The sequence below is a fragment of the Aquibium sp. A9E412 genome, assembly GCF_030398335.1.
Lineage (GTDB): Bacteria > Pseudomonadota > Alphaproteobacteria > Rhizobiales > Rhizobiaceae > A9E412.
Genome location: NZ_JAOAOP010000009.1, coordinates 16,310 through 40,851 on the forward strand (window position 1 = coordinate 16,310; position 24,542 = coordinate 40,851).

The window sequence follows — 24,542 nt, forward strand, 5'->3', positions numbered from 1 at the left end:
ACTCTACAAGTCCAGCACCAAACGCGACGAAAGCGGACGGGACACACAGATCATCATCGTCCTGTTGGCCACCCGCTCCGCTTCGGAGTGGAGCTGGTCCAGATGCTCGACATCACCTTCGATGATGGCCGTCTCGCATGTGCCGCAGAAGCCCGCCTCGCAGGACCAGGCGACGTCTGGCTTGGCGCGGCGTATAGCCTGAAGGACGGACTCGCCGGCGCCGACCGTTACGGTGATGCCGGAGCGGGCAAGATGAACTTCTGTGCCGGCGGCGTTCGGCGCACCGGCGCTTGAAGGCGTGGTGCTCGCGGCGAAGCGTTCGGTGCACAACGTGATGTCCGGTCGCGCGGAACAGGCTTCCGAAACCAAATCCAGCATCCCTTCCGGACCGCAGCAATACACTGCGGTGCCGCGCGGCGCATTTGAGATTTCGGCAGCGAAGTCGGGGCGCCCGTCGGAGTCATCGGATAGCACCGTGACTTCCGGTCGACGGGCTAGCCGGTCGAGAAAAGCCATGCCCGAGCGGGACCTGCCGCAATACAGCGCTCGCCAGTTTTCCGCCCCGCGCATGGCCTCGATCATCGGCAGGATCGGCGTTATGCCGATACCGCCTGCTATGAACAGATATGCTGCGGCCGGCATAAGCGCGAAATGGTTCCGTGGGCCCCGCAAGGTGTAGATCCGACCCACTTTCAGGTCGTCGTGCACCTCGGCCGAGCCACCGCGGCCGCCATCCACGCGCAGAACCGCGACGCGATAGACATGGCGATCTGACGGGTCGCCGCAGAGCGAGTAGTGCCGCACTCTGCCCGAAGGCAGAACCACCTCCAGGTGGGCCCCCGGTTGCCATTCCGGCAACCGGGAACCCTCCGGATGACGAAAGGCGAGGGAAACCACCCCTTTCGCCTCCAGCCTGATTTCCATCAGGGTCAGTTCGTGCTGGTTCTGCACCACCCGGGTCTGGGTTGCGCGTTGCGGCTGCATCAGGGCACTACCTGCCTGCCGCACTTTCATGCTCCAGGCGGTCGAGGATCGTGTCCACGACAAACTTGACCGCGCGGCGGTAGTTGAGCGTGTAGATGTCCGCCGGGCACGAAACCTCTTGCCAGCCGCCGGACAGAGGCACCTCGGGCGGCGTCAGGCCTTCGAGGATGGGTGTGTCCTCATCGAAAACCGCCGTTTCCAGTTTAAGGATGTCCTCGATGGTTCCGCCCTGGAACTGGCTGTCGATCGCCACGCCCCAGTGGATGACGCATTCGGTGCGGCTGACCGGCGTGGGGAAATCGACCAGGTAGCGCTTGCCGGTCTCGCCGTAGTCGTAAAGGATGGCAGCGAAGCCCGGCGCATAGCTGTGATAGTGCATCATCGCATTGCCGATGCTGGAAAAATGGGCCTGCTCGACTTGGTCGTACTGGAAGGACACCGACAGGCGGCGCCCGTCCCGCTTCACGTCCAGCGCCGGAATTGCGGAGGGGACATTGCCCATCGTTGCCTTGTGAACGAAGGGGAAGTGGGCCATGTCCCGGAAGTTCTCAGTCGCCGCCATGAACCCGCAGCGGGCCGGTATCGGCGCCGCCGGTCGCCATTCCAGATCCAGACCGTCCAGTTCCGGCGGAGAGGGAATGTCGAAGAACGGTTCGTCGAGGCATGTCCATACATGCTCGTAGCGCTCCACCACCCGGTAGCCGCCGATCCGGGCATTTGGCGGAATGGGGCTGGACGGGTCGAGAGAAGGGATATGCGTGCACATGCCGCTCGATCCATCGAACGACCAGCCGTGATAGGGGCACTGGATGCCGTGATCAGTCACGGTGCCTGCTGCCAGGTCCGCGCCGCGGTGGATGCAGCGCCGATCCGTAACCTGAGCCCTGCCGCTCTTGTCGCGAAACACCACAAGATCGTGGTCAAGCAGCCGCGCCGCCTTCGGCGTATCGATGTCACAGCTTCTGGCGACGACAAACCAGCAATGGCGATACGCACGCCAGAGGTTGTCGGGGCTGTAGCGTTCGTTCATCGGAACAACTCCTTGTTCTCAAACGGCAGGAGTGGGCTGGCACAGCCCTCTTGGAGACAGGGAAAGGGAGCGCACATGGCTGGCGATCTCGTGCATCGGAGCGATCCACACGTCGCCGCACTCGATCGCGTAGCGCATGAGTCCCTGTAGTGCGGCAGCACGGCCGGGACGGCCGGAAAGGAACGGGTGGCAGGTCAATACCCACAGCCCGCCCGCTTCGCGCATAGCGTCGAGCTCCGACTGGAACAATTCGATTGTCTTTTGCGGTGTTTCTATTAATCCCGTTCCTGAAAAATCAGGCACGAAACAGTATTGCTGCCAGTCGTCCAGAATCCAGTTTATCGGCAATTCGACGACAGATTTGCCGCCACCGCAATCGAGCTCGTACGGATGATCAGAATCCATGAGGCTGGAGTCGTATAAGAAACCGTACTCCTCTATGAGTCTCGGCGTGTGCCAGTTCATCTCCCAGATTGGCGCCCGATAGCCTTTTGGCGCGACGCCAAGCACGGTGTTCAGCGCGTCGAGTCCTCGTTCCATGTGACCCCGCTCTTCCGCTTCGCTTAGGCCCGCGAGCGGTTCATGCAGATAGCCGTGGTGCCCGACCTCGTGCCCTTCGTCGACGATGCGGCGAATCTGATCGGGATAGCGCTGCGCCACGTAGCCCGGGACATAGAATGAACTCGTGATGCCGACAGCCTTTAGCGAATCGAGAATTCGCGGCACGCCAACCATCGGCCCGTATGCCTGATGCGTAATCGTGGCCATGCGCTCGGCCAGCTTCGGATTTGTGACGAGAAGAGGGCTTTCGGCATCAACATCGAAGGTAAACGCAACTGCCGCCTTCTTGCCGCCGGGCCATTCTACTGGCTCGGCAGGACGAAATACCGGTTTTGTCATCATGGCCACCTTGTCGGTTTGATGGTTCAGAGGCGATGGCGAAAGTAGCCGCCGCTGCAATGGATGGTCTGACCGATGGCCGCCCCGAGGTCCGGCCGGCACAGCAGCGCGACGAGGCGCGCCATGGCCTCACACGACCCCAGCGCACCCGAAGGCACGATTTCAGCAGCCCTGCTCCGCAATCCCTCCTGCGACAGCCCGAGCGCCGCGGCATCGCAAGCCAGCCATTGCGGATCGTCGAGAAATGCCGGCGCAACCGCGTTGACGGCAATCCCTCTGGGGCCCAGCTCACATGCAAGGCCGCGGACAAGCAGATCGATACCGGCCGACGCTGCCGACAGGCCCGCGAGGTCTCTCGCACCCGTCGACCAACCGGAGGACAGCAAGACGACCCTTCCCTGGCCGGATTCGGCTAGCAACTCGGCAGCACCCTGGACGACAAGGAAGCTGGAGGTCAGCATCCCGTCGATCTGCCGCCAGAACGGCCGGCTATCCTCGTCGAAAAGACCGGTCGGCTCCGGCTCGGCATGGCAAGCCACAACCGCGTCGAGACCGCCGTGCCGTCTCTTGATCTCGCCCATCATCGCAGCGATCTCGGTGGCGCATTGCAGATGGGCATGCAGCCCAACCTTGCCGGATCCGAGGTCATCGCCGACGACACACATGCCACGAGCACGCAACTCGGCGACGACCGCCCGGCCCGGGCCGGTGCCCGCTCCCGTTACGAGCACGGCGTTTCGACGTTCAGCGGCCGGCATCACATCACCGTCCCGCTGTTGATCGAGATCAGACCGCCATCAAGGAACATGCCGTCCTCGATGAGCGCCACCACCGCCAGCGCAACCTCCTCCGGATGCGCGATGCGACGCGCCGGCAGAGTCTCGGTGAAGGATGGCTGTCGCTCCCAGGAGTCGGCAGCAAGCAGCGGCGTGTCGGTAGGCCCCGGCGCGACGGCATTTACCCGCACGCCCCTGGCAGCGACCTCAAGGGCGGCAGTCCTCGTCAGCGCCAGCGCGGCAGCCTTCGCACTAGCGTAGTGGGTGTCCCCGCCGGCGGCGACAAGGGCTCGCTCGGACGCTATCGTTACGAAGCTGCCCGCCCCGCGCGCCGCCATCCCCGGAAGCGTTGCCCGCATCATGTTGTAGACCCCACCGACATGGGTGCGGATCATGCGGCGCCAGGTTTCCGGCGTTATCGATTCCAGCGGCATCTCTTCATAGTGGCCGGCGCAGGCCACGACGGCGCTGACCGGTCCTAGGCGCGATTCGGCCTCGGCAACGGCGGAGCGCACGGCAACCTCATCCGAAACGTCGAGACGGCGCCCGTAGTCGAAGCCGCTCTCGTCGCGGAAATCAAAGTTGGCGACTCTCCACCCTGCCGCCTGCATCCTGTGGGCGACGCATTGTCCGATGCCACTCCCCGCACCGGTCACAATTGCCGAACCGTTGGGTTCCACTTGCCTGCTCCCTATGGCGACGGCGCCCGACCTCTACACGCACCGCAGTGGCTGACTGTTCGACAACGTTAGTCGAAGCCAAAACGTTTTGTCAAACGCTATAATCGCGAATGGCACGGCCAGGAACCGCCTGGCGCCCGCGGGAGCAAACTAGGAAAAGAATCCAGTGTTGGGAGACGGCACGAACGCAAGCTCCACCTTGGGGGCGCGCGGCCTCGAAACGCCCGTCTCGAGCCAGCGAAGACCGTCTGAGACAAATCGGGACAGCAAGCGGAACGCTCTCACCAACGAGGACGGCGAGGCGCATCGCCCTTTCTGGCGACGGCGCCAAATGGCGTCGCTGCCGTCGTGGGCAGCTTGCTCGCCGTCCGTTTCGGCATGGGAGCCAACGCGCTGCCGGCCGTTGGCGGAACCTTGGGAACGGGAGACGATGTGTGCTTGATGTCTCGTGTTGCGTCATCGGCGATCGTGATTTTTGCCTGCGGGGCTCGCCTGCCCTGGGGGAAGCCGGAGCAGCGAGGCCGGACTTGGCGGCGGGCGGTGCCGGTGGCAGTCAACGTCGCGCGAAGGGCGCAGGGGTCGGAGTGGAAGCTCGCTCCGGCGACGTTGAGCCACGCCGCCGGGTCCCTGCGCACGGAATCACAGACGCGTGCGAAACGGCAGACGGGGTATCTTCAACCATGCCGCAATGCCGTGCGGCAGCCAGATGGTGGAGGCGACGACAATCACGCCCAGAATCAGAAGCCGATACTCTCCGAATTCGCGGAGCAACTCGTTCCCGATCGTGATGACGAATGCTCCGAGAATAACGCCGGGAAAACGCCCCATGCCGCCGACGCAGAGCATGGTCATGGCGATCAGGAAAAATTCGTTGCCGAGCACCGTCGGCGCGATCACCCCCAGATAATTCGCATAGAGCGCACCGGCCAGACCGGTCAGACCCGCCGAGATCACAAAGGACAGAAGCCGGTAGCGCACCTCGTTCACACCCAGCACGCGTGCTGCCTGTTCGGCATCGCGCAGGGCGATGAAGGCCAACCCCATGCGGCCGCGCAGCAGCACGAAGTAAATCAGCCATACACAGAAGGACGCAATCGCCAGCATCAGGAAGAACCATGCCGTCTTGTCCGCTGATGTGAGGCTGTATCCAAACAGTTCCAGCGGCTGTCCACCCATCAGGCCCGCTGACCCGCCCGTTCCGTGATTGCGACCAAGTTGCAACAACGTCGGAAAGGCCAAGTGCACCGCGAAGGTGAACAGAGCCACGTACTCGCCGCGCAGTCTCAGACATGGCAGACCGACGAGCAGGCCAAAGGACGCCGAGGCCGCGACGGCGACGAAAAGCGAGGGCAAGGCACCCAATCCCGCCTGAAGCGCGAGCATCTGGCTCGCGTAGCCGCCGACGGCGAAAAACACGAGCTGACCGAAATTCATCAGCCCCGCGTAGCCCATCAGCAGATCCCAGCTGGCCACGACCACACACCATATCAGAGCGAGGATCAGGATATGCAGCAGATAGTTGCTCTCGATCGCCAGGCCGAGGCCCGCAAGGCAGGCAACCGACGTCGCGAAAGCGATTTGGCTGCGCCGCAGAAAACCGGCCTGTTGCACGGAGCCGTGGTCGACGTCGTTCACCGTCTTGCCGGACGCGCTGCTCCGGATTGAATCGAGGACACTCATACGCCCCAAACTCCAAGCAAGCCCTTCGGTCGCACCATGAGGACAATGACCAGAACCAGGAGCCAGACCAGCATCGTCCAGCTCGTGCCGAGGTAATAAATCACCGCCGTCTCGGTGACTCCTAGAATAAGCGCGGCGATCAGCGCCCCGTTGATGCTGCCGAGCCCGCCGAATACAACGATCACGAATGCCTTGAGGAACAAAGGCCAACCGGCTTGCGGCGATACAAGGGTGACCGGCGAGAGCGTGAGCGCGGCTATGCCGACCAACACGAGCGAGAGACCGAAGGCGACCGCGAACACCCGATCAACGCCGATGCCCACCATCGAAGCTCCCTGCATGTCCTGCGAGACTGCCCGCATCGCCTGTCCCAACGGCGCCGTGCGCAGGAATAGCTCCAGGGCTACGATCGCCACTATGGCAATGAAGAATATCGCGATCTCCTGAACCCCGATGAACATCGGTCCCATTTGCACAACGTTCGAGGAGATCGGTGGAATGCTGCGTTGCTCCGGGCCGAAAGCGACCAGCGCCGCATTGTCGAGGATAAGGGCTAGCCCGAGCGTCCCCATCATGCTGACCAGCTTCCAGTTTTCGGACTGGCGCAGGCGGCGAATGACGAGATGATCGACCACCAGCCCGATCAGAAACAGGGCCGGGAGCAACACCATGGCAGCGACCGCGTAGTTGAGCTCCAGCCGCACCACGAGGAACCAGGCCAGATATGCCGCCATCATGTAAAACGAGCCATAGGCAAAATTCAGGATACGCGAGGTGCCGTAGACCAGTGAAAGCCCCGCTGCGAAGACCGCATAAACGGTTCCGGTGATGATGCCGGAGACCAGAATGAATATCGCTTCAGACACTCATACCTCCATGTCTTGGAGAATTGCGGCCGGATTCTCGCGCTTCAGTGCTCCCTCCTCGATCCGCCAAACCTTGCTCAGATGTGGACGGATGAGATCGAGGCTCTGCTCGACCAGGAGAACCGTGATGCCGGTGCGGTTGATCTCGACAACCGCGTCCATGAGGGTTGCAGTCAGTTTCGGCGACAAGCCCAGGGACGGCTCGTCCAGCGCGATGCAATCCGGCGCCGACATCAGGCCGCGCGCCATTGCCAGCATCTGAGCCTCGCCGCCGGACAAGCTGCCGGCGCGTTGGCTGCGCCTCTCGGCCAGCCTCGGAAACAATGCGTGAACAAACTCAAGATTGCGCGATCGCACTTTCTGGGCACGCGGCAGATAGGCTCCGAGCATGAGGTTTTCGTGCACGGTCATATCGTTGAACAGTCGCCGGTCCTCCGCGACGTAGACCAGGCCGCGCGAGGCCATGGCGGCCGCGCCGAGCCCGGTCACGTCCTCGCCCTTGAACTCCACCTTGCCGCTGTCGGGACGCAGCAGCCCGCACACGGTCTTCAGGAACGTGCTTTTTCCATGCCCGTTTGGCCCAAGGATTCCGGCGGCCTGCCCGCGCTCCATCCTCAGCGAGACGTTCTGGATGACCTTGAAGTCACCGTATCCGGAGTTGAGCGATTCAATGGACAGCAATAGTGTCTCTCCGAGCCAGGTAGATGTCGTTCACCTGCTCATCGGCCAACACCGCGTCGGGGGTCCCTTCGCAAAGCGTCTCGCCGAAATTGAGGATGAGAAGCCGATCCGACAGGCGGGTCAGCGCCCGCATCTTGTGTTCGACGATGACGAAGGACAGACCGAGTTTGTCGCGCAACCTTTCGACCAGCGCGGCGTAATCTTCTATCTCCTGAGCGTTCAGGCCACCAAAGGGTTCGTCCATGAAGACGATGCTCGGCCCGGTGGCCAGCGCCGCGCCAAGCATGATCATCTTTCGCGTAAGCAGGTCCGCTTCGCCGGCAAGCCGGTAGCGCAGCGACCGCAGGTTCAGAAGCTCGACAATGCTGTCGGTCCGCTTCCGTCCGTCCTCTTCGGTGCCGGAGGTTCCGAACGTACCGCCGACGCGGATGTTCGTTTCCACGTCCAGAGACGCGAAAACCTGCGGGATCTGAAACGTACGGGCGAGGCCGAGACCCGACAGGCGATGAAGCGGCAAGCGGTCTATGCGCCTGCCATCCATCGCAATGGATCCGGCCGAGGGACGCAAGACACCGGTGCAGACATTCAGCAATGTGCTCTTGCCTGCGCCATTGGGACCGGCAATCCCCAGCACTTCCCCTCGGGCGACCTCGAAACTGACTTCCTTGAGGGCATGAAAATTTCCGAACCGCCTGCTGAGACCTTGTGCGGTGAAGGCCATGACGCACTCCCGGTGGCGGAGGACTCGCGCCCCGGCCGCCCCTATCGTATTCCTATGCTGGTGATTTGAGCCGGTCCCCTGCGCGGGAAGCTGGCACGACTACCAGTCGGGGCTTACGAACTCGCCCACCTTCTGCGTGCCGATCATCAGAGGCACGATCTTGCCATCGATTGCCTGGAGAAATTGCGACGGCTGCGTCTCGTCACCGACGGGAACGAGGTAGTCGTCGTTGAAGGACAGCGTACCGGTCACACCAGCATAGCTGATCTTCATGATCTCGTCCCGCACCTTGGCGTAATCCGTCGCATCGCCTGCACGGGTCGCCGCCTCGGCCCAGAGCATCACCTCGTCATACACCTGCCCTGCGATGCTCAACGGAGGCTGTTCGCCGAACTTCTCCTGCCATGCAGCGGAGAACGCCTCGCCTTGCGCGCCCGGTCTTTGGGCAGAAAGCGTCATGCCCACGATTCCGTCCAGATTTCCCTGGGAGATCATCTCCGCCAGAGCAGGGGTGGAAACGGCATAGCCGGCATAGACCATCGCTCCGGCGATCGGCGCCTTGCGAAACTGGTCCAGAAAGGTGCTTACCGAAGCGGGATCGAGCGTTTCAAAGACGATCAGATTGGGACGCTGCATGCGCAGCTTCTGCATCATGGCGGCCCACTGTGTCGTGCCATACGGCACTTCCTCGGTAAGCGTTACGGTCCAGCCGGCCTCCATCGCCGCCTCCTCGACGCTGGCGGTAAAGCCGACCTCCCAATCGTACGGACCATGAAGGATCGCAACGCGGCGCTCGCCGAAGTCTATCCCCGTCGCCATGAGCTGTTCGAATGTGGCCCGACCGTAGTTGCGCTCGACATCCGCGGCCATGAAGATATTCTCGCAGCCGAGGCGTGCGGTGAGTTCGACCACGGCCGACGTCGCGTTGTTGTTGAGGTAGGGTTGCTCGCGACCGCAGAACGCCGGAATATCCGGCCCCATCCCGCCATAGCCGTTGATCAGCACGGCAACGTTTTGCCGGTCGACCAGCTCTGACGCCGCAGCCTGCAGCTTGTCCGGCGTCAGGTCACCAATGTCGAAGGTGCGAACGGAGACTTCGCTGCCGTTCACGCCGCCTTTTTCGTTGAGATGGTCGACGGCAAGCTCGATGGCTTTGAGCATCACCTGTCCATCAACGGCATATGGGCCGGTAATCGGAATCGGAGCGCCAATTTCGACAGTCGGCGGCTGCTCGGCCTGTGCGAGCGAGCACATGCCCAGCAACGCCAATGGCGGCAACAGCAGCCTCATTGCATTCATCGACATAGCGAATCCTCCTTCCCGTTTCCGACAGATTTTTCTGAGTGCGTTTGAGATTTTCTTCGGTCTCGGCGACGCAGCGTTGGCGCGTCAGCCGCCTGTTTCCCCTTGCTGATAGCTAAGTCGTGAAAAAAACGTTTTGTCAACAATGGCGCACGAAAAACGTGACCCCGAGCGGCCACCGATCGGCTGCTTCACCCAGTTGAGGGTGATGCTGAAATCGCCGCGCCGCGGCTTTGCGAGGCTGTATGCGCCTGGCAACGAGCGCATGGCCACGAGCTCTGCGCCCGGGCGCGCAAGCGGGCCCGGCTCCGCAGCCACGGCCGAGCACTCCATCCGGACGCCTGCGCATGAACGAGCCCACAAACGGTGGCATCCGGTCCGTGATACGCGAGACGCCGGACTGCCGCGTCGGCCTCACCGGTTCAACCGGTCAAGACCACACCCCGCCATCAACGGACCGCCCGCGGTCGAAGCGGAACACGAGCTCCTTGGAAACCACGGTTTGGCACAAAGGCATGCAGGGTTGATCTTGCAATTCGCCCCCCATAGGTAAAAGGCTTTGGCAAAGGGTATTCTCCTACCGGAGATCACATCGAACCCTCGCGTGCTGAAGAAATCAATGGGCAGCACCCGCCGTGGGCTCGTATCCTGCCTGCGAGGCTCGAAGGGAAGGCATGAAAGAAGCACGCAAGAGAGCCACAATTCGGGATGTCGCGACCGCCGCCGGCGTTTCGGTAACGACTGTCTCGCACGTGCTGAACGGCAAGGGCAGGATCGACCCCGCCACTGCGGAAAGGGTCCAATTGCTGGCGCGGCAACTCGGCTATCGCGCCAGCGCGATAGCCCGTGGCCTGCGCGAGGGCCGCGTCGGCCGCATCGCTGTCATTCACTCGGAATCGTCGACCGGCACCTCCACCTTAACAAACCTCGCATTCTTCGTGCGGATGCTGGGCTCCATCACCGAGTGCGCGATAGGGCAAGGTTTCAGCACGCTTCTCACGTTGCCGCCGGGGTCGGCCGAAACGGGCCATTTTGACCTGGACGGGGTCATCTTTGTCGATCCTGTGCCCGAAAACCGCCTGCTTGACCGTCTGCGCCGCGCCGACGTTCCGATCGTCACAACCGGGCGCGACCTGTCGCGCTCCGAAGAAGAAGGAAACTGGGTCGACAACGACCTGACCGCCGCAACAAGCGAGATGCTTGATCTTTTCGCGTCTCGCGGCGCCGAGAGAATAGCTCTGGTGGCCTCTTCACCGCAGATTTCTTACAATCATGATGCAATTTCCAGCTATCGCGCCTGGGCCGAACGGAACAATCGTCCGGAAATACTTTACAGGATTGGTAACGCGATGCACGAATCGGAAGGATTCTTTCTGGCACGCTCGATCTTGAACTCGCCGGACCGGCCCGACGCAATCCATTGTACGACCGACCGTCATGCCACGGGCCTATTGATCGGCGCTCACGCGGCAGGCATCAAGGTGCCGGACAGCCTCATGGTCTCTGCCGGCACCGACAGCATCGCCGCCCAGTCTTCCTCGCCGAGCCTCACGGCGCTCGACCTCAATCCGGAACTCATGGGCCACCGTGCTTGCGAAATGCTGATTGCGCTGATTGAAACGCGGCAGACGATGCCGGGGGAAGTGATCCCGCACAGGCTCATCCAGCGTGACTCGATCCTCACAATGGCTGCCGCGCAGGCCCGCAGGACTGCGGCAGCCTCGAAGACGATGTCGCGTGCCGTTGGGACCGGGCCCGCAACCGAAAGCTGACAGTCGCCGCGCCGGTACCGCAGGGCCGGCAGAGGTGCCGCCTCCGGTCTCCCGTGAGTCGCCCGTGGATCGGGAAGCCCCCAAACAAGACTGTCCGCACTCGAAGCTCAAGATGCACCCGCTTCAATCGGAGCGTGCAGCCGAGAGAGCGCTCGATGCAGGGCCCGCCTCTCGCAAGGTCTGACGACAGGTGCTGCGCGAAGGCACGACCAACTCGCTCCGCACAGTCGAAAGGCCGAGAGCAGCTCGACCTTCCGGCTGCCCGTCGTGGCACGACGGACCTCGCGGAGACCTGCGGGCTGCCGCCCGGAATCGGATCGCGCTGTTCAATGGGGCGCCAACGGCAACCGGCTGCCCGACCCCGAAAGCGGGCGGCTCACGATGCGAATTGATCGGAAATAGCGATATGAACCCCGAAAACTCCTTATGGATTGGAGTTCGGGGCGAGTGCTAAGCGTCCCTCAAATCGATCCTGGCACGTCGGCGTGATCGAGGATCATGACAAGCGAGAGCACGCAACACGGTCCTGTCATGATCTTGGGCACGCCCGGCACGACATTCTGTTAGATTTGGGAAGTATTCGATGGGATTTCATGGATATGAAGGCGGACGGCTCGACCTTCCGTTTGTCGGCCTGTGCACGTTTGGCAAGCGGCCAGCTTGCCTGGACTGGGACAAGATCGATGCCGACGTTGCTGTGCTCGGCGTGCCGTTCGACATGGGGACCCAGTACCGCTCCGGCGCACGTTTCGGCCCGAGGGCGATCCGGGAGGCATCGACGCTTTTTTCCTTCGGGCACAGTGGTGCCTACGATCATGAAGACGACGAGGTCTATCTCCCTCTCGACAAGGTTCATATCGTCGACATAGGCGATGCGGACATCGTGCACACGGATACCGCAACCAGCCACGCAAACACCGAAAAGGCGGTGCGAAAGATCCTGGAAAAGGGTGCTCTTCCCGTCGTGCTGGGCGGCGATCACGCCGTCAACATTCCCTGCGTCAGAGCTTTCAGCGATCACGGGCCGATCCACATCGTTCAAATCGACGCGCATCTCGATTTCGTCGACGTGCGCCACGGTGTAACGGAAGGTCACGGCAATCCCATGCGCCGCGCTGCCGAGCAGGCGCATGTCTCGGGGCTCAGCCAGATCGGCATCCGCAATGTCTCCTCGACCGCGCGCGATGGTTACGACGACGCTCGCCAACGAGGCTCAACCATCCTTTCGGTTCGACAGGCACGCAAGCTGGGCGCCGAAGGCGTTCTCGCCACCATCCCGGCCGGAGCCCGCTACTATGTGACCATCGACATTGACGGCTTTGATCCGTCCATTGCCCCCGGTACGGGCACGCCGAGCCATGGCGGCTTCGTGTACTACGAGGTGATGGAGATCCTTCAGGGGCTGGCCAAACGAGGCCATGTCGTCGGCATAGATCTTGTCGAGGTCGCACCGGCCTACGACCCATCGGGCGTGACCGGCTTCCTTGCCGCCCAGGTGCTGTTGAACTTCCTGGGCTACATCTTTGTCGATCGGGGGACTGGCACTGACCAAGCAGGCGGCGAGGAGGAGCAAGAGCGATGAAGACGGACGGTCACACCAACGAGATCCAGACCATCCCGGCGCGCAAGGGGGTGGCAGCCTACGTTCGCGAGGGACAGGTCGTCTCGGTCATCAACACGCATGGCAGCCAGGTGGTGGACACGTGGGCCTTCCGTGCCGACGATCTGTCCGAGTTCATGTCCATGGAGCATAGCCGTGGTGCCATGCAGAAGGTGAATCCCGGCAACGGCGACCTGCTGCGCAGCAACAGGCGGCGCCCGATGCTGACCATCGTGGAGGACACGTCCGGTGGCGTGCACGACACGCTGATCGCGGCCTGTGACCGCTACCGATACGAGCAACTCGGCCACATCGGCCACCACGACAACTGTACGGACAACCTCGCCGCCGCGCTCGCGTCGCTCGGTCTGGCCGCGCCGGAAACGCCCTCTCCGCTTAACCTCTTCATGAACATCCCGATCGACGCAGCTGGCTCGATTTCGTTCGAGGCGCCGGTCTCGGCCCCCGGCTCCCACGTCAGCCTGCGCGCCGAGATGGATCTCATCGTCGCTTTTTCAGCCTGCCCGCAGGACCTCGTTCCGATCAACGGAGCAGCCTGCGTGCCCACCGATGCGCACTACAGGATTGACGAAGCGACAGCCGGCAAACCGGGCTAGCCTTTCCTCCTTGCCGCCGGCTGATCTCTCAGCGACCCATCTCCCCCACCCTCTTGCGCAACTCCTGCAGGAATATGCGCTGTGGTAGAGACGCCTTCCTGTGCTTCGGTGCGATGATAACGAAGGGGGAGCGAAACCGGGTTTCGGGGACAAGCAACGCTTTCAGCGGTTTCTTTTCTTGGAACATGACGATCATGTGGTCCGGCAGATAGCCGATATAGTGACCGCTCAGGATATACATTGCCTGGGCCTCGATGTTTGAGGCGTAGGCACCAACCCTTGCATTCGGTATGTGCTGCAAATCGGTCCTGTTCGCGTAGGGTCGCACCACAACCTGCGCCCCTTCCACGTCCGATTTCGTCACAACCTTCTTCCTGTACAACGGGTGACGTTCGCTGCAATACAACGAGTTCATCTCGTGGTGGAATTCGGTCTGCGAATAGCCTGGAAGCAGTTTTATGCGCGGCGAGATCGCAAAATCGATGTGTTCCTTCGCGAGATCGGCAATGAGTTGTTCCGGAGAGCCGATGGTTAAGCGCAGATCGACCTCGCTGGCCTTCCTGACGAACTGCTCAATCACATCGTCAAGGCCGAGAACCCAGTCGGTCACAGTGGCGTCGACAACTCCCACGCGCAGTACCCCGGTCGCGCGCAAGCGGAGTTCGCCCAGTTGCTGCTCGAACACCGAGAGCGCAGACGTCAGCGAATTGGAGTATTCGTAGACCGCTCGGCCTCGGTCCGTCAGTTCAAAGCCGCGTCTGCCACGCTGGCACAACGAAAAGCCAAGGCGCTGCTCGAGCGCGTTGATCTGAAAGCTGATCGTCGATTGGCTCATGGAGAGTGCGAGTTGCGCTCCGCTGAAGCCTCCATGCTCGACGACCGAACGGAAAACCCTCAGCGCACGTATATCGGAAGCGGATAGGCGCATTCTCAAACTCCGAGATACGCCGCCTGGAGAGACGGCGCTAGCATCGCAAATGTCGATGTATAATCTATTCCTTCCATATTTATTAGAGTGTCATTCCTGCCATCCTTCGATCAAGCGCAGTACCGGCAGTCAAACGAACTCCGCCGGATTCGAAGCCGTTGTCGGTCCGTCACCACTGACCTGCAGGACAATGGGTTCAGCACGGCGCCACGGATACGGCTGCGGCTCCACCGGACAGGGGCGCAAGAAGAGGAGGGTTTCATGCGGTCCGTTTTGAAATCGTACGTAGCGGCGCTGCTTGCCGCTTCGCTGTCGCTTGCGACGGCGAGCATGGCTTCGGCGACCGATCTTCTTGAACGGATTAAGGAAAAGGGCGAGATCGTTATCGCCTCTGAAGCTAGGTATCCGCCCTTCGAATTCGTGGAGAACGGGCAAGTCGTCGGCTACGGAGTCGACTTGTTCGACGAGGTGATGAAAGCGCTTCCCGGCGTCAAGGTGACGAGGCTGGATCTGCCCTTCCAGGGGTTGCTGCCCGGCCTGCAGACGAAAAAGTTCGACGCCATCATCACCGCAGTTACGGTCAACAAGCAGCGGTATGAAGCCTACCGCCTGTCCTTGCCGATCGCCGACGCCTCTTTCTCCTATGTCAAGCGGAAGGGCGACACCTCGCTCAACTCCCCGGACGACCTTAGCGGCAAGATCGTGGGCACCCAGGCAGGCTCGGCACAGCTGAAGGGCACCGAAGCCTTCTCGCAGCAACTCGAGGCCAAAGGCCTGGAGCCGATAGCCGACATCCAGACCTATGTCGACTTCAACGAGGCCTACGCCGACCTCGCCGCCGGACGCACAGATGCGGTGGTCAATTCGCTGCCGAACCTCCTCTATCTGCAAACGCAGCGCGGCGACGTGTTCGAAACCGTGAAGACCACCTTCGGGGCGCCAACCTACTTCAGCTGGGCGTTCCGCAAAGACGACGACAGCAAAGCTCTGGCCGACTTCGTTGACGATCAGTTCCGCAAGCTTTCGGACGACGGAACGATGGCAAGACTACAGGAGAAATGGTTCGGCTTCACCATGGAGCTGCCGACGGACGCTCTGCCGGTGCCACAGGAGTGAACGTCGCCGTCGAGGCAAGACAGACGGCCCCTGCGCGCGTCCGGTCCGCAGGGGCCATTCCAAGACTTCTCACGTCGACCTTTCAGCTACGTCTCGCAAGGTGAAGCCGGTGGCAACGTTCGCCCTCATTCAGGAGAGCCTGCCGATGTTGATGTGGGGCGCCGGCATGACCGTCCTGGTCTCCGGCACCGCCATCATCCTCGGCATGCCGCTCGGCCTAATGCTGTGCTTCGGCGTGACGTCGTCAAACCCCTGGGTGAGCCGCTTCTCGCGCATCTATCAGAGCGTCTGGCGCGGCACGCCCATCCTCGTCCAGTTGCTGATCATCTACTACCTGCTGCCGCTGATCGGTCTCAATGTCGCCCCCATCCTTGCCGCCATCATCGCCTTGACCCTCAACACGGTTGCCTTTCAGGCAGAGATCTTTCGTGGCGGACTGCTCGCGATCCCGCCGGGCCAGATGGAAGCTGCGCGGATGGTGGGGATCCGCAAATGGGCCATGCGCTATCACGTCGTCGTTCCACAGATTTTTAGGCTGGTCATTCCATCGCTTGTCAACGAAACGATCAGCATTCTGAAGAATTCCTCCCTGGTATCCGTGATCGCCGTCACCGAACTGATGCGCGTCAGCCAGCAGATTGTAGCGACGACCTATCGCCCCTTCGAAATATATATCACCGCCGCCGTGATATATATTCTCGTTAACTTTCTTCTCTCGCTGATCGGCCGCACGGCAGAAAAGCGCCTCGCCGGCGGAACCTAGGCCATGATGCAATCCCTCGACCTTTGGGTTCAGTACGCACCGCTGATGCTCCGCGGGCTGGTTACGACGGCCTGGATCTGCGCATTGGCGACCGTGGTAGGGATAGCCGTCGGGCTTCTCATGGCATGGCTTGGCAGCATCGCCTTCGCACCGCTGCGCTGGGCCGTCCGCACCTATGTCGAGATCATGCGCGGCCTCCCGATACTCATCCTGCTTTTTGTTCTTTACTACGGAGGACCAAGCATCGGGTTGAGGCTGAGTGCGGAGTCCGTCGGCGTATTCGGGCTCGGCCTCTACAGCGCCGCCTATTTCGCCGAGATCTTCCGCTCCGGCTTCCAGTCGATCCCACAGGGGCAAATCGAGGCCGCCCGCATGGCCGGGCTCACCGGTACGCAGATCATCCGCCACATCAAGTTGCCGCAGATGCTGGTGCTGATCACCCCATCCATGGTCAACCAGACTATCATCCTGATCAAGGAATCCGCAGTTCTGTCGATCATAACCGTCGCTGAGCTGACGAAGAACACGACTCAGTTCGTCAACGAAACATATGCGGTCATTCAGCCCTACGTCGCAGCCGCAGTGCTTTACTGGCTGCTGGTCGAGACCGTCGCCCGGCTCGGCAGGTTCGTCGAGCGGCGGGTCAAGTTCTAGCGCGACGGGCAGTTGCCTGGCGCCCCATCCGTAACGCGAGCAGACAGAATCGATGACCACCAAACCCCTTGAGCCCATCATCAAGATTCGCGACCTGACGAAAACGTTCGGCACGGTCTCGGCGCTGTCGGGCATCTCGCTGGACGTCGATCCCTCGGAGGTCGTCTGCATCATTGGTCCGTCCGGATCCGGCAAGAGCACGCTGCTTCGCTGCATCGGCTTCCTCGAGGAATACACAAGCGGCGAAGTGCAGATCGAAGGACGCCTGCTGGGCTATCGGCGCACGGCCTCCGGGCTCGTGCGCGAAAGCGAAAAGAACATCGATGCCGTGCGCCGCAACGTCGGCATGGTGTTCCAGCACTTCAACCTCTGGCCGCACATGACGGTGCTGGACAACGTCACTCTCGGACCGCGACTGACCAAGCGAATTCCAACCGGCAGAGCGCGCGGCCAAGGCAGGCACGCGCTTGCCAAGGTCGGACTGGAAAGCTTCGCCGACCGCTACCCTTCCCAACTCTCAGGCGGCCAGCAGCAACGCGTCGGCATCGCGCGGGCTCTGGCGATGGAGCCTCATGTGATTCTCTTCGATGAGCCGACATCTGCCCTCGATCCGCAGCTGGTGGGCGAGGTCCTCGATACGATGAAGCAGCTGGCTAGCGACGGCATCACCATGGTCGTCGTGACCCATGAGATGGGGTTCGCGGCTCAGGTCGCCGACCGCGTGGTGTTCATGGATCACGGCCAGATAGTCGAGAAAGGACCTCCCGTCAGCCTCTTCAATGCACCCGAAAGTCCGCGCCTGCGTGAGTTTCTCGACACCTGGAGGTCGCGAAACATGCTGTTCCAGAACGATGCGTCGGTCACCGGCGAAGGCGAAGAAGGCGGTGCGCGGTCATGAGCGAAACCCTTAGCCCTGTCGGTGTTCCTCCCATCTATGGCGACGTGCCGCCCTTCATGGCCTTTCCGCATGTCCGTGACCTGTCCGCGCTGTCGGCGGATGCCGTTGTGGTGGGCATGCCCTATGACGGGCTTGCCACCTTCCGTGGCGGTGCGACACGTCGTGCCCCTCAAGAGATCCGCAAGTATTCGCTTCTCTACGGCAGCTACTCCTTCGATTGGGACATTGACCTGCTGAGCCACATTGCGGTGGCCGACGCCGGCGACATCGATGTGCTGCCTGGAGACAATGTCGAGAGTTATGCTCGCCTCGAAGCCAGGCTCGCGGCGGCTCTCGCGAAGACGACCATTCCCCTGACGATCGGCGGCGACCATGGCATCAGCTATCCGGCCGTTCGTGCAGTCGCAGAGGCGGGAGACGAACCTCTCGGCCTGATCGTCTTCGACACCCATCTCGATCTCAGCGAGTCCTTCGGCGGCGACCGTCTCACACGGGCCTCGCCGCTGCTGCGCATCGCACAACTCGAACAGGTCGACCCGCGCCGCATCGTGGTGATCGGCGCCCGGGGGCCGCGCAACTTGAAGGAATGGACGTCGCTCTATCGCCAGCTCGGCATAACGGTCTACTCCATGGAGGAGGTCGACCGCCTTGGCATCGATACGGTAGCGGAACGCGCGCGCAAGATAGCGACCGTTGACGGCGCTCGCCTCTACATCAGCCTCGACATCGACGGCGTCGATCCGGCTTTCGCCCCGGCAACCAACAGCCCGGAATCGGGAGGTCTGACATCGCGCGAGATCATCCGCGGGCTCCGGATCGTCGCGCGTGACGGCTTCTCCGGCTTCGATCTCGTCGAAGTATCACCGGATTTCGACGCCGCCAGCGGCACGACGAGCATCCTGGCAGCACGCTTGCTGGCGGAAGCGCTGTTCTGCCTGGCGGCGAGGAAAGCCGGGAAACAGGATGCATGGCGGCACGCCCACGCAACCGAACCCCTGCGAGACTGACATCCACACTCGCCGCGCCTTCGCTCCGGTGCCGGCACCAATGGGAAAGACGCCAGCCAATGGTCAGCGCTGACTTTCAGCCACTCGATTCAGGCATCGTGCCGCGCTTTGCCGGCCCCTCGACCTTCATGCGCCTGCCGACGACGACGCCTGATCAGGTCGACATTGCCCTGGTGGGGGTGCCGTTCGACAGCGGGACGACCAATCGCCCGGGCGCCCGGCACGGTCCCCGTGAAATCCGCAACCAGTCCAGCCTCGTAAGGCGTGTCCATCATGTCACAGGTCGCTCGCCCTTCGATCTCGCGCGGGTAGGGGACTGCGGAGACGTGTCGGTGAGCCCCCTCGACCTCAATGGCGCGCTCGATACCATTGCCGCTTCTTTCTCCGGCATTCGCCAGGCCGGCGCCCGGCCGCTCGCGATTGGAGGCGATCATCTGGTAACGCTGCCGATCCTGCGCGGATTGACCGACCGACCGCTCGGTCTCATTCACTTCGACGCCCATTCCGACACGTATGACGCGTTCTTCGGCAATCGCTACAATCATGGCACGCCGTTCCGCCGTGCGGTGGAGGAAGGCCTGCTCGATCCGAAGCGCATGGTACAGATCGGCATCAGAGGCTCGATCTCGAGCGCAGCCAACTACGATTTCGCCCGCGCCGCCGGCATTCGCCTCGTCTTCATCGAGGAGGTGATGGAACGCGGCATCGACTCGGTGATGGCGGAGGCGCGCTCCATTGTCGGAAATGCGGCGACGTATGTCTCGTTCGACATCGACGTGGTCGACCCGTCGTTCGCGCCGGGAACCGGTACGCCGGAGATCGGTGGCATCACGACCCATCAGGCGCAGAAGATGATTCGCTCTCTCTCCGGCCTCGACATCGCTGGAGCCGATCTCGTGGAGGTGTCGCCGCCGCTCGATCCGTCCGGCCTTACCGCACTCACGGGCGCGACCCTGCTGTTCGAACTTCTTTGCGCGATGGTCGGCGCCTGAAGCACGGTGCAGTCTGTCCGGACCGGCCCGGAACGCGCTGGGCGCATTCCCGGGATTACGGCCTGGTGGACCGTCGAAGAGTCCGCGCTGAAAGCGACTTTGCCTAACCGGCGCTGGCGATCGAACTGGTCAAGCGGCCGACCGTGTCGGTTCGGAAATCAACACGCCGGCTTTCGAAGGAAGGCTGATGGTGCAGGGGAGGAATCGAACATCGTCAGTAACGCGCTGTTTTAAAATCCGTATTTTACTCGCCGAAGCCTAAGTACCCCTGCCATATACCCCCAAAATCCAACCGCTCGGCGGTTCCCAAGCCACCACTTATGCGAACAGCGGTCGGGCGCTTGCGACCATGTAGGTTGATTTCTCCGCATGGCAGCGGGCCGATTGTAGAGGGAGTAGCAGGGCACCGCCGACATCGTCGCGCTTGCATCGCAACATGGTCGCGACGGCTACAGACGGATCACGGCCCGGCTGCGCGATGCCGGCTGGATCGTCAACGTGAAGCGCGTCGAGCGGACCTGGCGGCGGGAGGGGCTGAAGGGGCCTTCGAGGCAACCGAAGAAGGGGCGCCTCTGGTTCAACGACGGTTCATGCATTCGCCTGCGACCCGAGCGATCCAAGCACGTCTGGTCCCATGACTTCGTCGAGAGCCGGACCCATGATGGAAGGAGGTTCCGGATGCTCAACCTCATCGACGAGTTCACCCGGGAGAGCCTGGCGATCGGGATCGACCGACGGCTGAGATCGACGGATGTCATCGATGTGCTGTCCGACCAGTTCATCCTCCGTGGCGTCCCGGACCCCATCAGATCGGACAATGGCCCGGAATTCGCGGCCGCGGCGGTGCGGGAGTGGATCGCAGCCGCCGGCGCCAGGACGGCCTGCATCGAGCCAGGCAGTTCATGGGAGAACGGCTACTGCGAGAGCTTCAACGCCGAGCTCCTCAACGGCGAGATCGTCTACAGCCCGGCCGAGGCGCGGATCGTTACCGAGGGCTGGCGCCAGCACTACAACACGAAGCGACCGCCCTCATCCCCCGGCTACCGGCCGCCGGCTCCACAGGTCGTGCAGTGGCCGGCGCCGCCATCCGGAACCGCTCGCCGGCCACCCCGACCGTAGCTCCGACACCCGTCATGCACCAAGACGGAAACCGGACCACTTGATTGGCGCAGCTTCGCGCCATGGTCCCACGCTATCGCGTCCTAGGTTGATGCGGCACGGATCGCCGACCGGCACGCAATCAGTTGCCCAGCGAAGCGCTGCGCACGCTCCTGCTCTTCCTCGCTCGGCGCGCGCGCTGCGAAGTCAAGATAGCAGTCGAGCAACAGTTCGCATAACGCCGCAGCCCGTCCGGTGACGTCCGGAGCCACGCCCGCCTTCAGCAGCGGCGATTGACCGAACGGTTTTCGCGTGTTCGCAGCGACCCGACCGCGCGCTTGTTCCGCAGCAGCGGCGAAATCCGGAGCTTCCTCAGCCTGACGGGACGCCGCCAAGGCCAGCAGGTGCTCCGCAAGTCTCTGCTCCAGTTCCGGCAGACCAGTCGCGGTCATACACCGGTTTCGATCTTTTTCTGCATGGAACGCCCGTCGCCGCTCACGGCGCAGTGTGGTCAGATGTCCGAGCTCCTCGCGCGCCATCTGCTCGGCAGCCAGACGCAGCTTGCCGTCGTCAGCCTGTGCCGCGACATAGGTCCAGAAAAGGAACGCCCGCTCCTCGTTCCGCACGGCCATGGAAAACATCCGATAAGCACTCAGCAGTTCGGCCGCGACGCTGCTTGCCCCCTCGTCGTCAAACGTTCCCGCCGGCTGCCATCTGAGTTTGCTCAGGTCCGGCTTTGCGCCGCTCGTCCGTTCCGACCACTCGACGACGGTGTTGAGGTGCTGTGCCTCCTCCTCGGCCAGCCGCTCGAAAACGGCAACGAGGTCGGGCTGCCGTTCGCGACGCATCCGGTCGGCCAACTCCGTGTAGTTCGCGATCGCTTCCTGCTCCATGCGGCTGGCAATGGCGAACAGCTCTTCCATCGTCTCGACGGCACCGAACGGCTCTGAGCTGAGCAGCGACACGGGGAACCTCCCTTCAGGCGCGACAAAACTGCCACATCGGCGATCAGATGGGTTTGTTCCAGCGCAAAGACACCACAGCGAGAATGCCGAATGAAAGGGCAACCGGCCCCCGACCGCACGCTGCCCCCGCGCGGTGACCCAGGCGCCCAACGAGGAGCCCGCCAACCGAATGCCCTCGAACCGTCTTCTCAAGCCATGCCACTTCGTGGTGCTCCGCGTGGCACGACTTGTGCTCCATGTCGTGGCTTTCGCGTTTGTCGTTGCCATCGCAACGTCGTGCGACGCTGCTGCCGCCGACCGTCTCCAGCAGTATCTGACGGAGGCTGAGCCAGGCGAACTGTTCGAGGATGCCGACCAGTTCGGCGCACCGAGCGGCGATCCGCCCATTGCGCCAGTCTATCGGGACGACGTTCTGGTGGGTCACGTCTACCTGAATTCCGATTTCACAAGCGCGATCGGCTATTCCGGCAAACCGATCCACGTCCTGGTCGGGATTGATCCGTCGGGCGTGCTTCGCGGCTTCAAGCTGGTCGAGCATCACGAGCCGATCGTCCTGATTGGCATTCCAGAAACAGAGGTCATCGAAGCCCTGAATTCGATGATCGGCGAGGACCTCGGCCGCGTCGCCGCCGGCGGTGCCAGCCCGCCGCAGGTGGACATCGTCAGCGGTGCGACCGTGACCGTGCTCGTTATGGGCGACAGCATCGTCAGGTCCGCCGTCCGGCTCATCCGCAGCAATCGGCTTGGCAGCCAGGCTGGTCCGACATCCGAAATCGCGCCGGCGGGCAAGAGGGAGCTCGATCTCTCGCAGACCGCCGTGCGCGACTGGCAGTCTCTGCTCGGAGACGGCTCGGTCCGGAGCTTGCGACTGACTGTAGCCGAGGTCAGCGAGGCATTCCGGCGAGCCGGCGAGAACGAGGCCGCGATGCGGCCGGAAACGAGCAATCCCCAGGCGCCGTTCATCGAGCTCTACATCGCTCCGGCAAGCGTACCGAGCATCGGTCGCAGTCTGCTTGGCGATGTTCAGTATGAGCGACTGCAAGAAAGGTTGCAGCCGGGCCAGCATGCCGTCGTAGTGGCCGGTGACGGCGCATATTCGTTCAAAGGCTCTGGCTACGTCCGGGGCGGCATATTCGATCGCATCGAGCTTCTCCAGAACGACCAGGGGGTCCGCTTCCGCGACCGCAATCATACCCGTCTCGGCGATCTGGCCGCCGACGGCGCACCCCGGCTGCGCGAGATCGCGCTCTTCGTCGTTCCCGAGGATTTCGACTTCGAAGTCACCGAACCGTGGGAATTGAAGCTTCTGGTGCAACGCAGCGTCGGTGCGCGCGACAAGGCCACGCTCACCTACGACCTGGGCTATGCGTTGCCAGACCGTTACGTGTCTGACACGCGATCCGAAGTGCTCGCGCCGCCTTCATCCGCCTCCGATCAGCCCGGCCAGACAGACAGCGCCCCCCTCGAAACCTCCCTGGGCAACGGAGCTGCTCGTCCGACGGACGAGGAGCCACTCTGGCAGCGCATATGGAAGATGAACACCGGCTTCATCGGTATCACGGTTGCCGCTCTGTTGATCCTGACAGCCATCTTCTTCTTCCAGGACTGGCTGGTTCGGCGCCCGTCGCTCTACGTCTGGGTACGCCGCAGCTATCTCGTTTTCACGCTGTTCTGGCTCGGCTGGTACGCCAACGCTCAGCTGTCCGTCGTGAACGTTCTGACCTTCACCAATGCGCTGATCACGGATTTTCGTTGGGAGTTCTTCCTGTCGGCCCCGCTGATCTTCATACTCTGGGCGGCGGTAGCGGCAGGCCTCTTGTTCTGGGGACGGGGACCGTTTTGCGGTTGGCTCTGTCCGTTTGGCGCCCTTCAGGAGCTTACCAACAACATCGCACAATGGCTGAAGGTGCCGCAGGTCAAGGTCCCCTTCGGGCTCCACGAGCGGCTTTGGCCTGTCAAATATATCATCTTTCTCGGCCTTTTCGGCCTGTCATTCTATTCAATTTCGATGGCAGAAATCGCCGCAGAGATAGAACCGTTCAAGACTGCAATAATCCTGAATTTCATGCGCGACTGGCCGTTCGTAACCTTCGCTGTCGGGCTTCTCGTCATCGGGCTTTTTATCGAGCGTTTCTACTGCCGCTATCTTTGCCCCCTCGGCGCCGCCCTCGCCATTCCAGGCCGCATCCGGATGTTCGAGTGGCTGAAGCGCTGGCCCGAATGCGGATCGCCCTGCCAGCGCTGCGCGAAGGATTGTCCCGTTCAGGCAATTCATCCGGAGGGGCAAATCAACGTCAACGAATGCATCTACTGCATGCATTGCCAAGAACTCTACCACGACGATCATCGCTGTCCGCACATGATCCAGGTGCGGCTCAAGCGGGAGAAGTTCGAGGCCCTGTCCTCGCCGTCCTCCAGAGGCAAAGGGCCGGCCAAGCCAGTGGTCTCACACAACGGTGCTTCGGTCGGCGACCCGAGGGCCAAGGAGCAGTCCATCACCTAGAGCGAAAGG

Annotated in this window: 22 protein-coding genes and 1 pseudogene; 11 read left to right on the plus strand and 12 right to left on the minus strand. The window is 62.3% G+C overall.

Annotation, left to right across the window (positions count from 1 at the left end; genetic code table 11):
* Positions 1-3 precede the first annotated feature (3 nt).
* The 10 genes from N1F89_RS05915 to N1F89_RS05960 form a co-directional block, all read right to left on the minus strand.
* Positions 4-984, minus strand: a complete 981-nt coding sequence (locus tag N1F89_RS05915) for a PDR/VanB family oxidoreductase (protein WP_290082496.1) — start codon at positions 982-984, stop codon at positions 4-6.
* A gap of 7 nt (positions 985-991) precedes the next feature.
* Positions 992-2,014, minus strand: a complete 1,023-nt coding sequence (locus N1F89_RS05920; protein ID WP_290082497.1) for an aromatic ring-hydroxylating dioxygenase subunit alpha — start codon at positions 2,012-2,014, stop codon at positions 992-994.
* Positions 2,015-2,032: 18 nt separating this feature from the next.
* The gene (locus N1F89_RS05925; RefSeq protein WP_290082498.1) at positions 2,033-2,914 is read right to left on the minus strand and encodes a polysaccharide deacetylase; all 882 of its coding nucleotides are present in this window, start codon (positions 2,912-2,914) and stop codon (positions 2,033-2,035) included.
* 26 nt (positions 2,915-2,940) lie between these two features.
* Positions 2,941-3,672, minus strand: coding sequence for an SDR family oxidoreductase (locus N1F89_RS05930; RefSeq protein ID WP_290082500.1), 732 nt, complete (start codon positions 3,670-3,672; stop codon positions 2,941-2,943).
* The gene (locus N1F89_RS05935) at positions 3,672-4,370 is read right to left on the minus strand and encodes an SDR family oxidoreductase (protein WP_290082502.1); all 699 of its coding nucleotides are present in this window, start codon (positions 4,368-4,370) and stop codon (positions 3,672-3,674) included. The genes N1F89_RS05930 and N1F89_RS05935 overlap by 1 nt, the downstream gene beginning before the upstream one ends.
* 639 nt (positions 4,371-5,009) lie before the next feature.
* Complete coding sequence (locus tag N1F89_RS05940; RefSeq protein WP_290082503.1) at positions 5,010-6,050, minus strand: branched-chain amino acid ABC transporter permease; 1,041 nt, start codon at positions 6,048-6,050, stop codon at positions 5,010-5,012.
* Positions 6,047-6,916, minus strand: coding sequence for a branched-chain amino acid ABC transporter permease (locus N1F89_RS05945; protein WP_290082504.1), 870 nt, complete (start codon positions 6,914-6,916; stop codon positions 6,047-6,049). The genes N1F89_RS05940 and N1F89_RS05945 overlap by 4 nt, the downstream gene beginning before the upstream one ends.
* A complete protein-coding gene (locus N1F89_RS05950) occupies positions 6,917-7,597 on the minus strand; it encodes an ABC transporter ATP-binding protein (RefSeq protein ID WP_290082505.1) in 681 nt (226 codons plus the stop codon).
* The gene (locus N1F89_RS05955; protein ID WP_290082507.1) at positions 7,584-8,318 is read right to left on the minus strand and encodes an ATP-binding cassette domain-containing protein; all 735 of its coding nucleotides are present in this window, start codon (positions 8,316-8,318) and stop codon (positions 7,584-7,586) included. Before N1F89_RS05955 ends, N1F89_RS05950 begins: the two co-directional genes overlap by 14 nt.
* Before the next feature lie 99 nt (positions 8,319-8,417).
* Positions 8,418-9,623 (minus strand): ABC transporter substrate-binding protein, encoded by a 1,206-nt coding sequence (locus N1F89_RS05960; RefSeq protein ID WP_290082508.1) that lies wholly within the window; start codon positions 9,621-9,623, stop codon positions 8,418-8,420.
* A gap of 671 nt (positions 9,624-10,294) precedes the next feature.
* Between N1F89_RS05960 and N1F89_RS05965 the strand changes: the two genes are divergently transcribed.
* The 3 genes from N1F89_RS05965 to N1F89_RS05975 all read left to right on the plus strand — a co-directional run bounded on the left by N1F89_RS05965 (position 10,295) and on the right by N1F89_RS05975 (position 13,609).
* On the plus strand, positions 10,295-11,392 hold the full coding sequence (locus tag N1F89_RS05965; protein ID WP_290082509.1) for a LacI family DNA-binding transcriptional regulator: 1,098 nt from the start codon (positions 10,295-10,297) through the stop codon (positions 11,390-11,392).
* Positions 11,393-11,975: 583 nt separating this feature from the next.
* Positions 11,976-12,974, plus strand: a complete 999-nt coding sequence (gene speB / locus N1F89_RS05970; protein ID WP_290082511.1) for an agmatinase — start codon at positions 11,976-11,978, stop codon at positions 12,972-12,974.
* Positions 12,971-13,609, plus strand: coding sequence for an urea carboxylase-associated family protein (locus N1F89_RS05975; RefSeq protein WP_290082512.1), 639 nt, complete (start codon positions 12,971-12,973; stop codon positions 13,607-13,609). The genes speB (N1F89_RS05970) and N1F89_RS05975 overlap by 4 nt, the downstream gene beginning before the upstream one ends.
* Before the next feature lie 28 nt (positions 13,610-13,637).
* Here the strand turns inward: N1F89_RS05975 and N1F89_RS05980 are convergent, their stop codons facing one another.
* Complete coding sequence (locus tag N1F89_RS05980; RefSeq protein WP_290082513.1) at positions 13,638-14,537, minus strand: LysR family transcriptional regulator; 900 nt, start codon at positions 14,535-14,537, stop codon at positions 13,638-13,640.
* A 261-nt stretch (positions 14,538-14,798) separates the two neighbouring features.
* Between N1F89_RS05980 and N1F89_RS05985 the strand changes: the two genes are divergently transcribed.
* The 7 genes and pseudogenes from N1F89_RS05985 to N1F89_RS06015 form a co-directional block, all read left to right on the plus strand.
* The gene (locus N1F89_RS05985) at positions 14,799-15,653 is read left to right on the plus strand and encodes a transporter substrate-binding domain-containing protein (RefSeq protein WP_290082515.1); all 855 of its coding nucleotides are present in this window, start codon (positions 14,799-14,801) and stop codon (positions 15,651-15,653) included.
* A gap of 109 nt (positions 15,654-15,762) precedes the next feature.
* Entirely contained in the window at positions 15,763-16,416 is a 654-nt protein-coding gene (locus N1F89_RS05990; RefSeq protein WP_290082518.1) for an amino acid ABC transporter permease, read from the plus strand.
* A gap of 3 nt (positions 16,417-16,419) precedes the next feature.
* Positions 16,420-17,070, plus strand: coding sequence for an amino acid ABC transporter permease (locus N1F89_RS05995; RefSeq protein ID WP_290082519.1), 651 nt, complete (start codon positions 16,420-16,422; stop codon positions 17,068-17,070).
* A 52-nt stretch (positions 17,071-17,122) separates the two neighbouring features.
* Positions 17,123-17,968, plus strand: a complete 846-nt coding sequence (locus N1F89_RS06000) for an amino acid ABC transporter ATP-binding protein (protein WP_290082521.1) — start codon at positions 17,123-17,125, stop codon at positions 17,966-17,968.
* Complete coding sequence (locus tag N1F89_RS06005; RefSeq protein WP_290082522.1) at positions 17,965-18,975, plus strand: agmatinase family protein; 1,011 nt, start codon at positions 17,965-17,967, stop codon at positions 18,973-18,975. The genes N1F89_RS06000 and N1F89_RS06005 overlap by 4 nt, the downstream gene beginning before the upstream one ends.
* A gap of 59 nt (positions 18,976-19,034) precedes the next feature.
* The gene (gene speB, locus N1F89_RS06010) at positions 19,035-19,967 is read left to right on the plus strand and encodes an agmatinase (protein ID WP_290082523.1); all 933 of its coding nucleotides are present in this window, start codon (positions 19,035-19,037) and stop codon (positions 19,965-19,967) included.
* A 405-nt stretch (positions 19,968-20,372) separates the two neighbouring features.
* Positions 20,373-21,130, plus strand: a pseudogene (locus N1F89_RS06015) (IS3 family transposase); the annotation flags it as partial.
* 39 nt (positions 21,131-21,169) lie between these two features.
* On the opposite strand, the gene N1F89_RS06020 reads toward N1F89_RS06015, so the two are convergent.
* The gene (locus N1F89_RS06020) at positions 21,170-22,030 is read right to left on the minus strand and encodes a ferritin family protein (RefSeq protein WP_290082525.1); all 861 of its coding nucleotides are present in this window, start codon (positions 22,028-22,030) and stop codon (positions 21,170-21,172) included.
* Positions 22,031-22,199: 169 nt separating this feature from the next.
* On the opposite strand from N1F89_RS06020, the gene N1F89_RS06025 reads away from it, so the two are divergent.
* Complete coding sequence (locus tag N1F89_RS06025) at positions 22,200-24,533, plus strand: NosR/NirI family protein (protein WP_290082527.1); 2,334 nt, start codon at positions 22,200-22,202, stop codon at positions 24,531-24,533.
* Positions 24,534-24,542 lie beyond the last annotated feature (9 nt).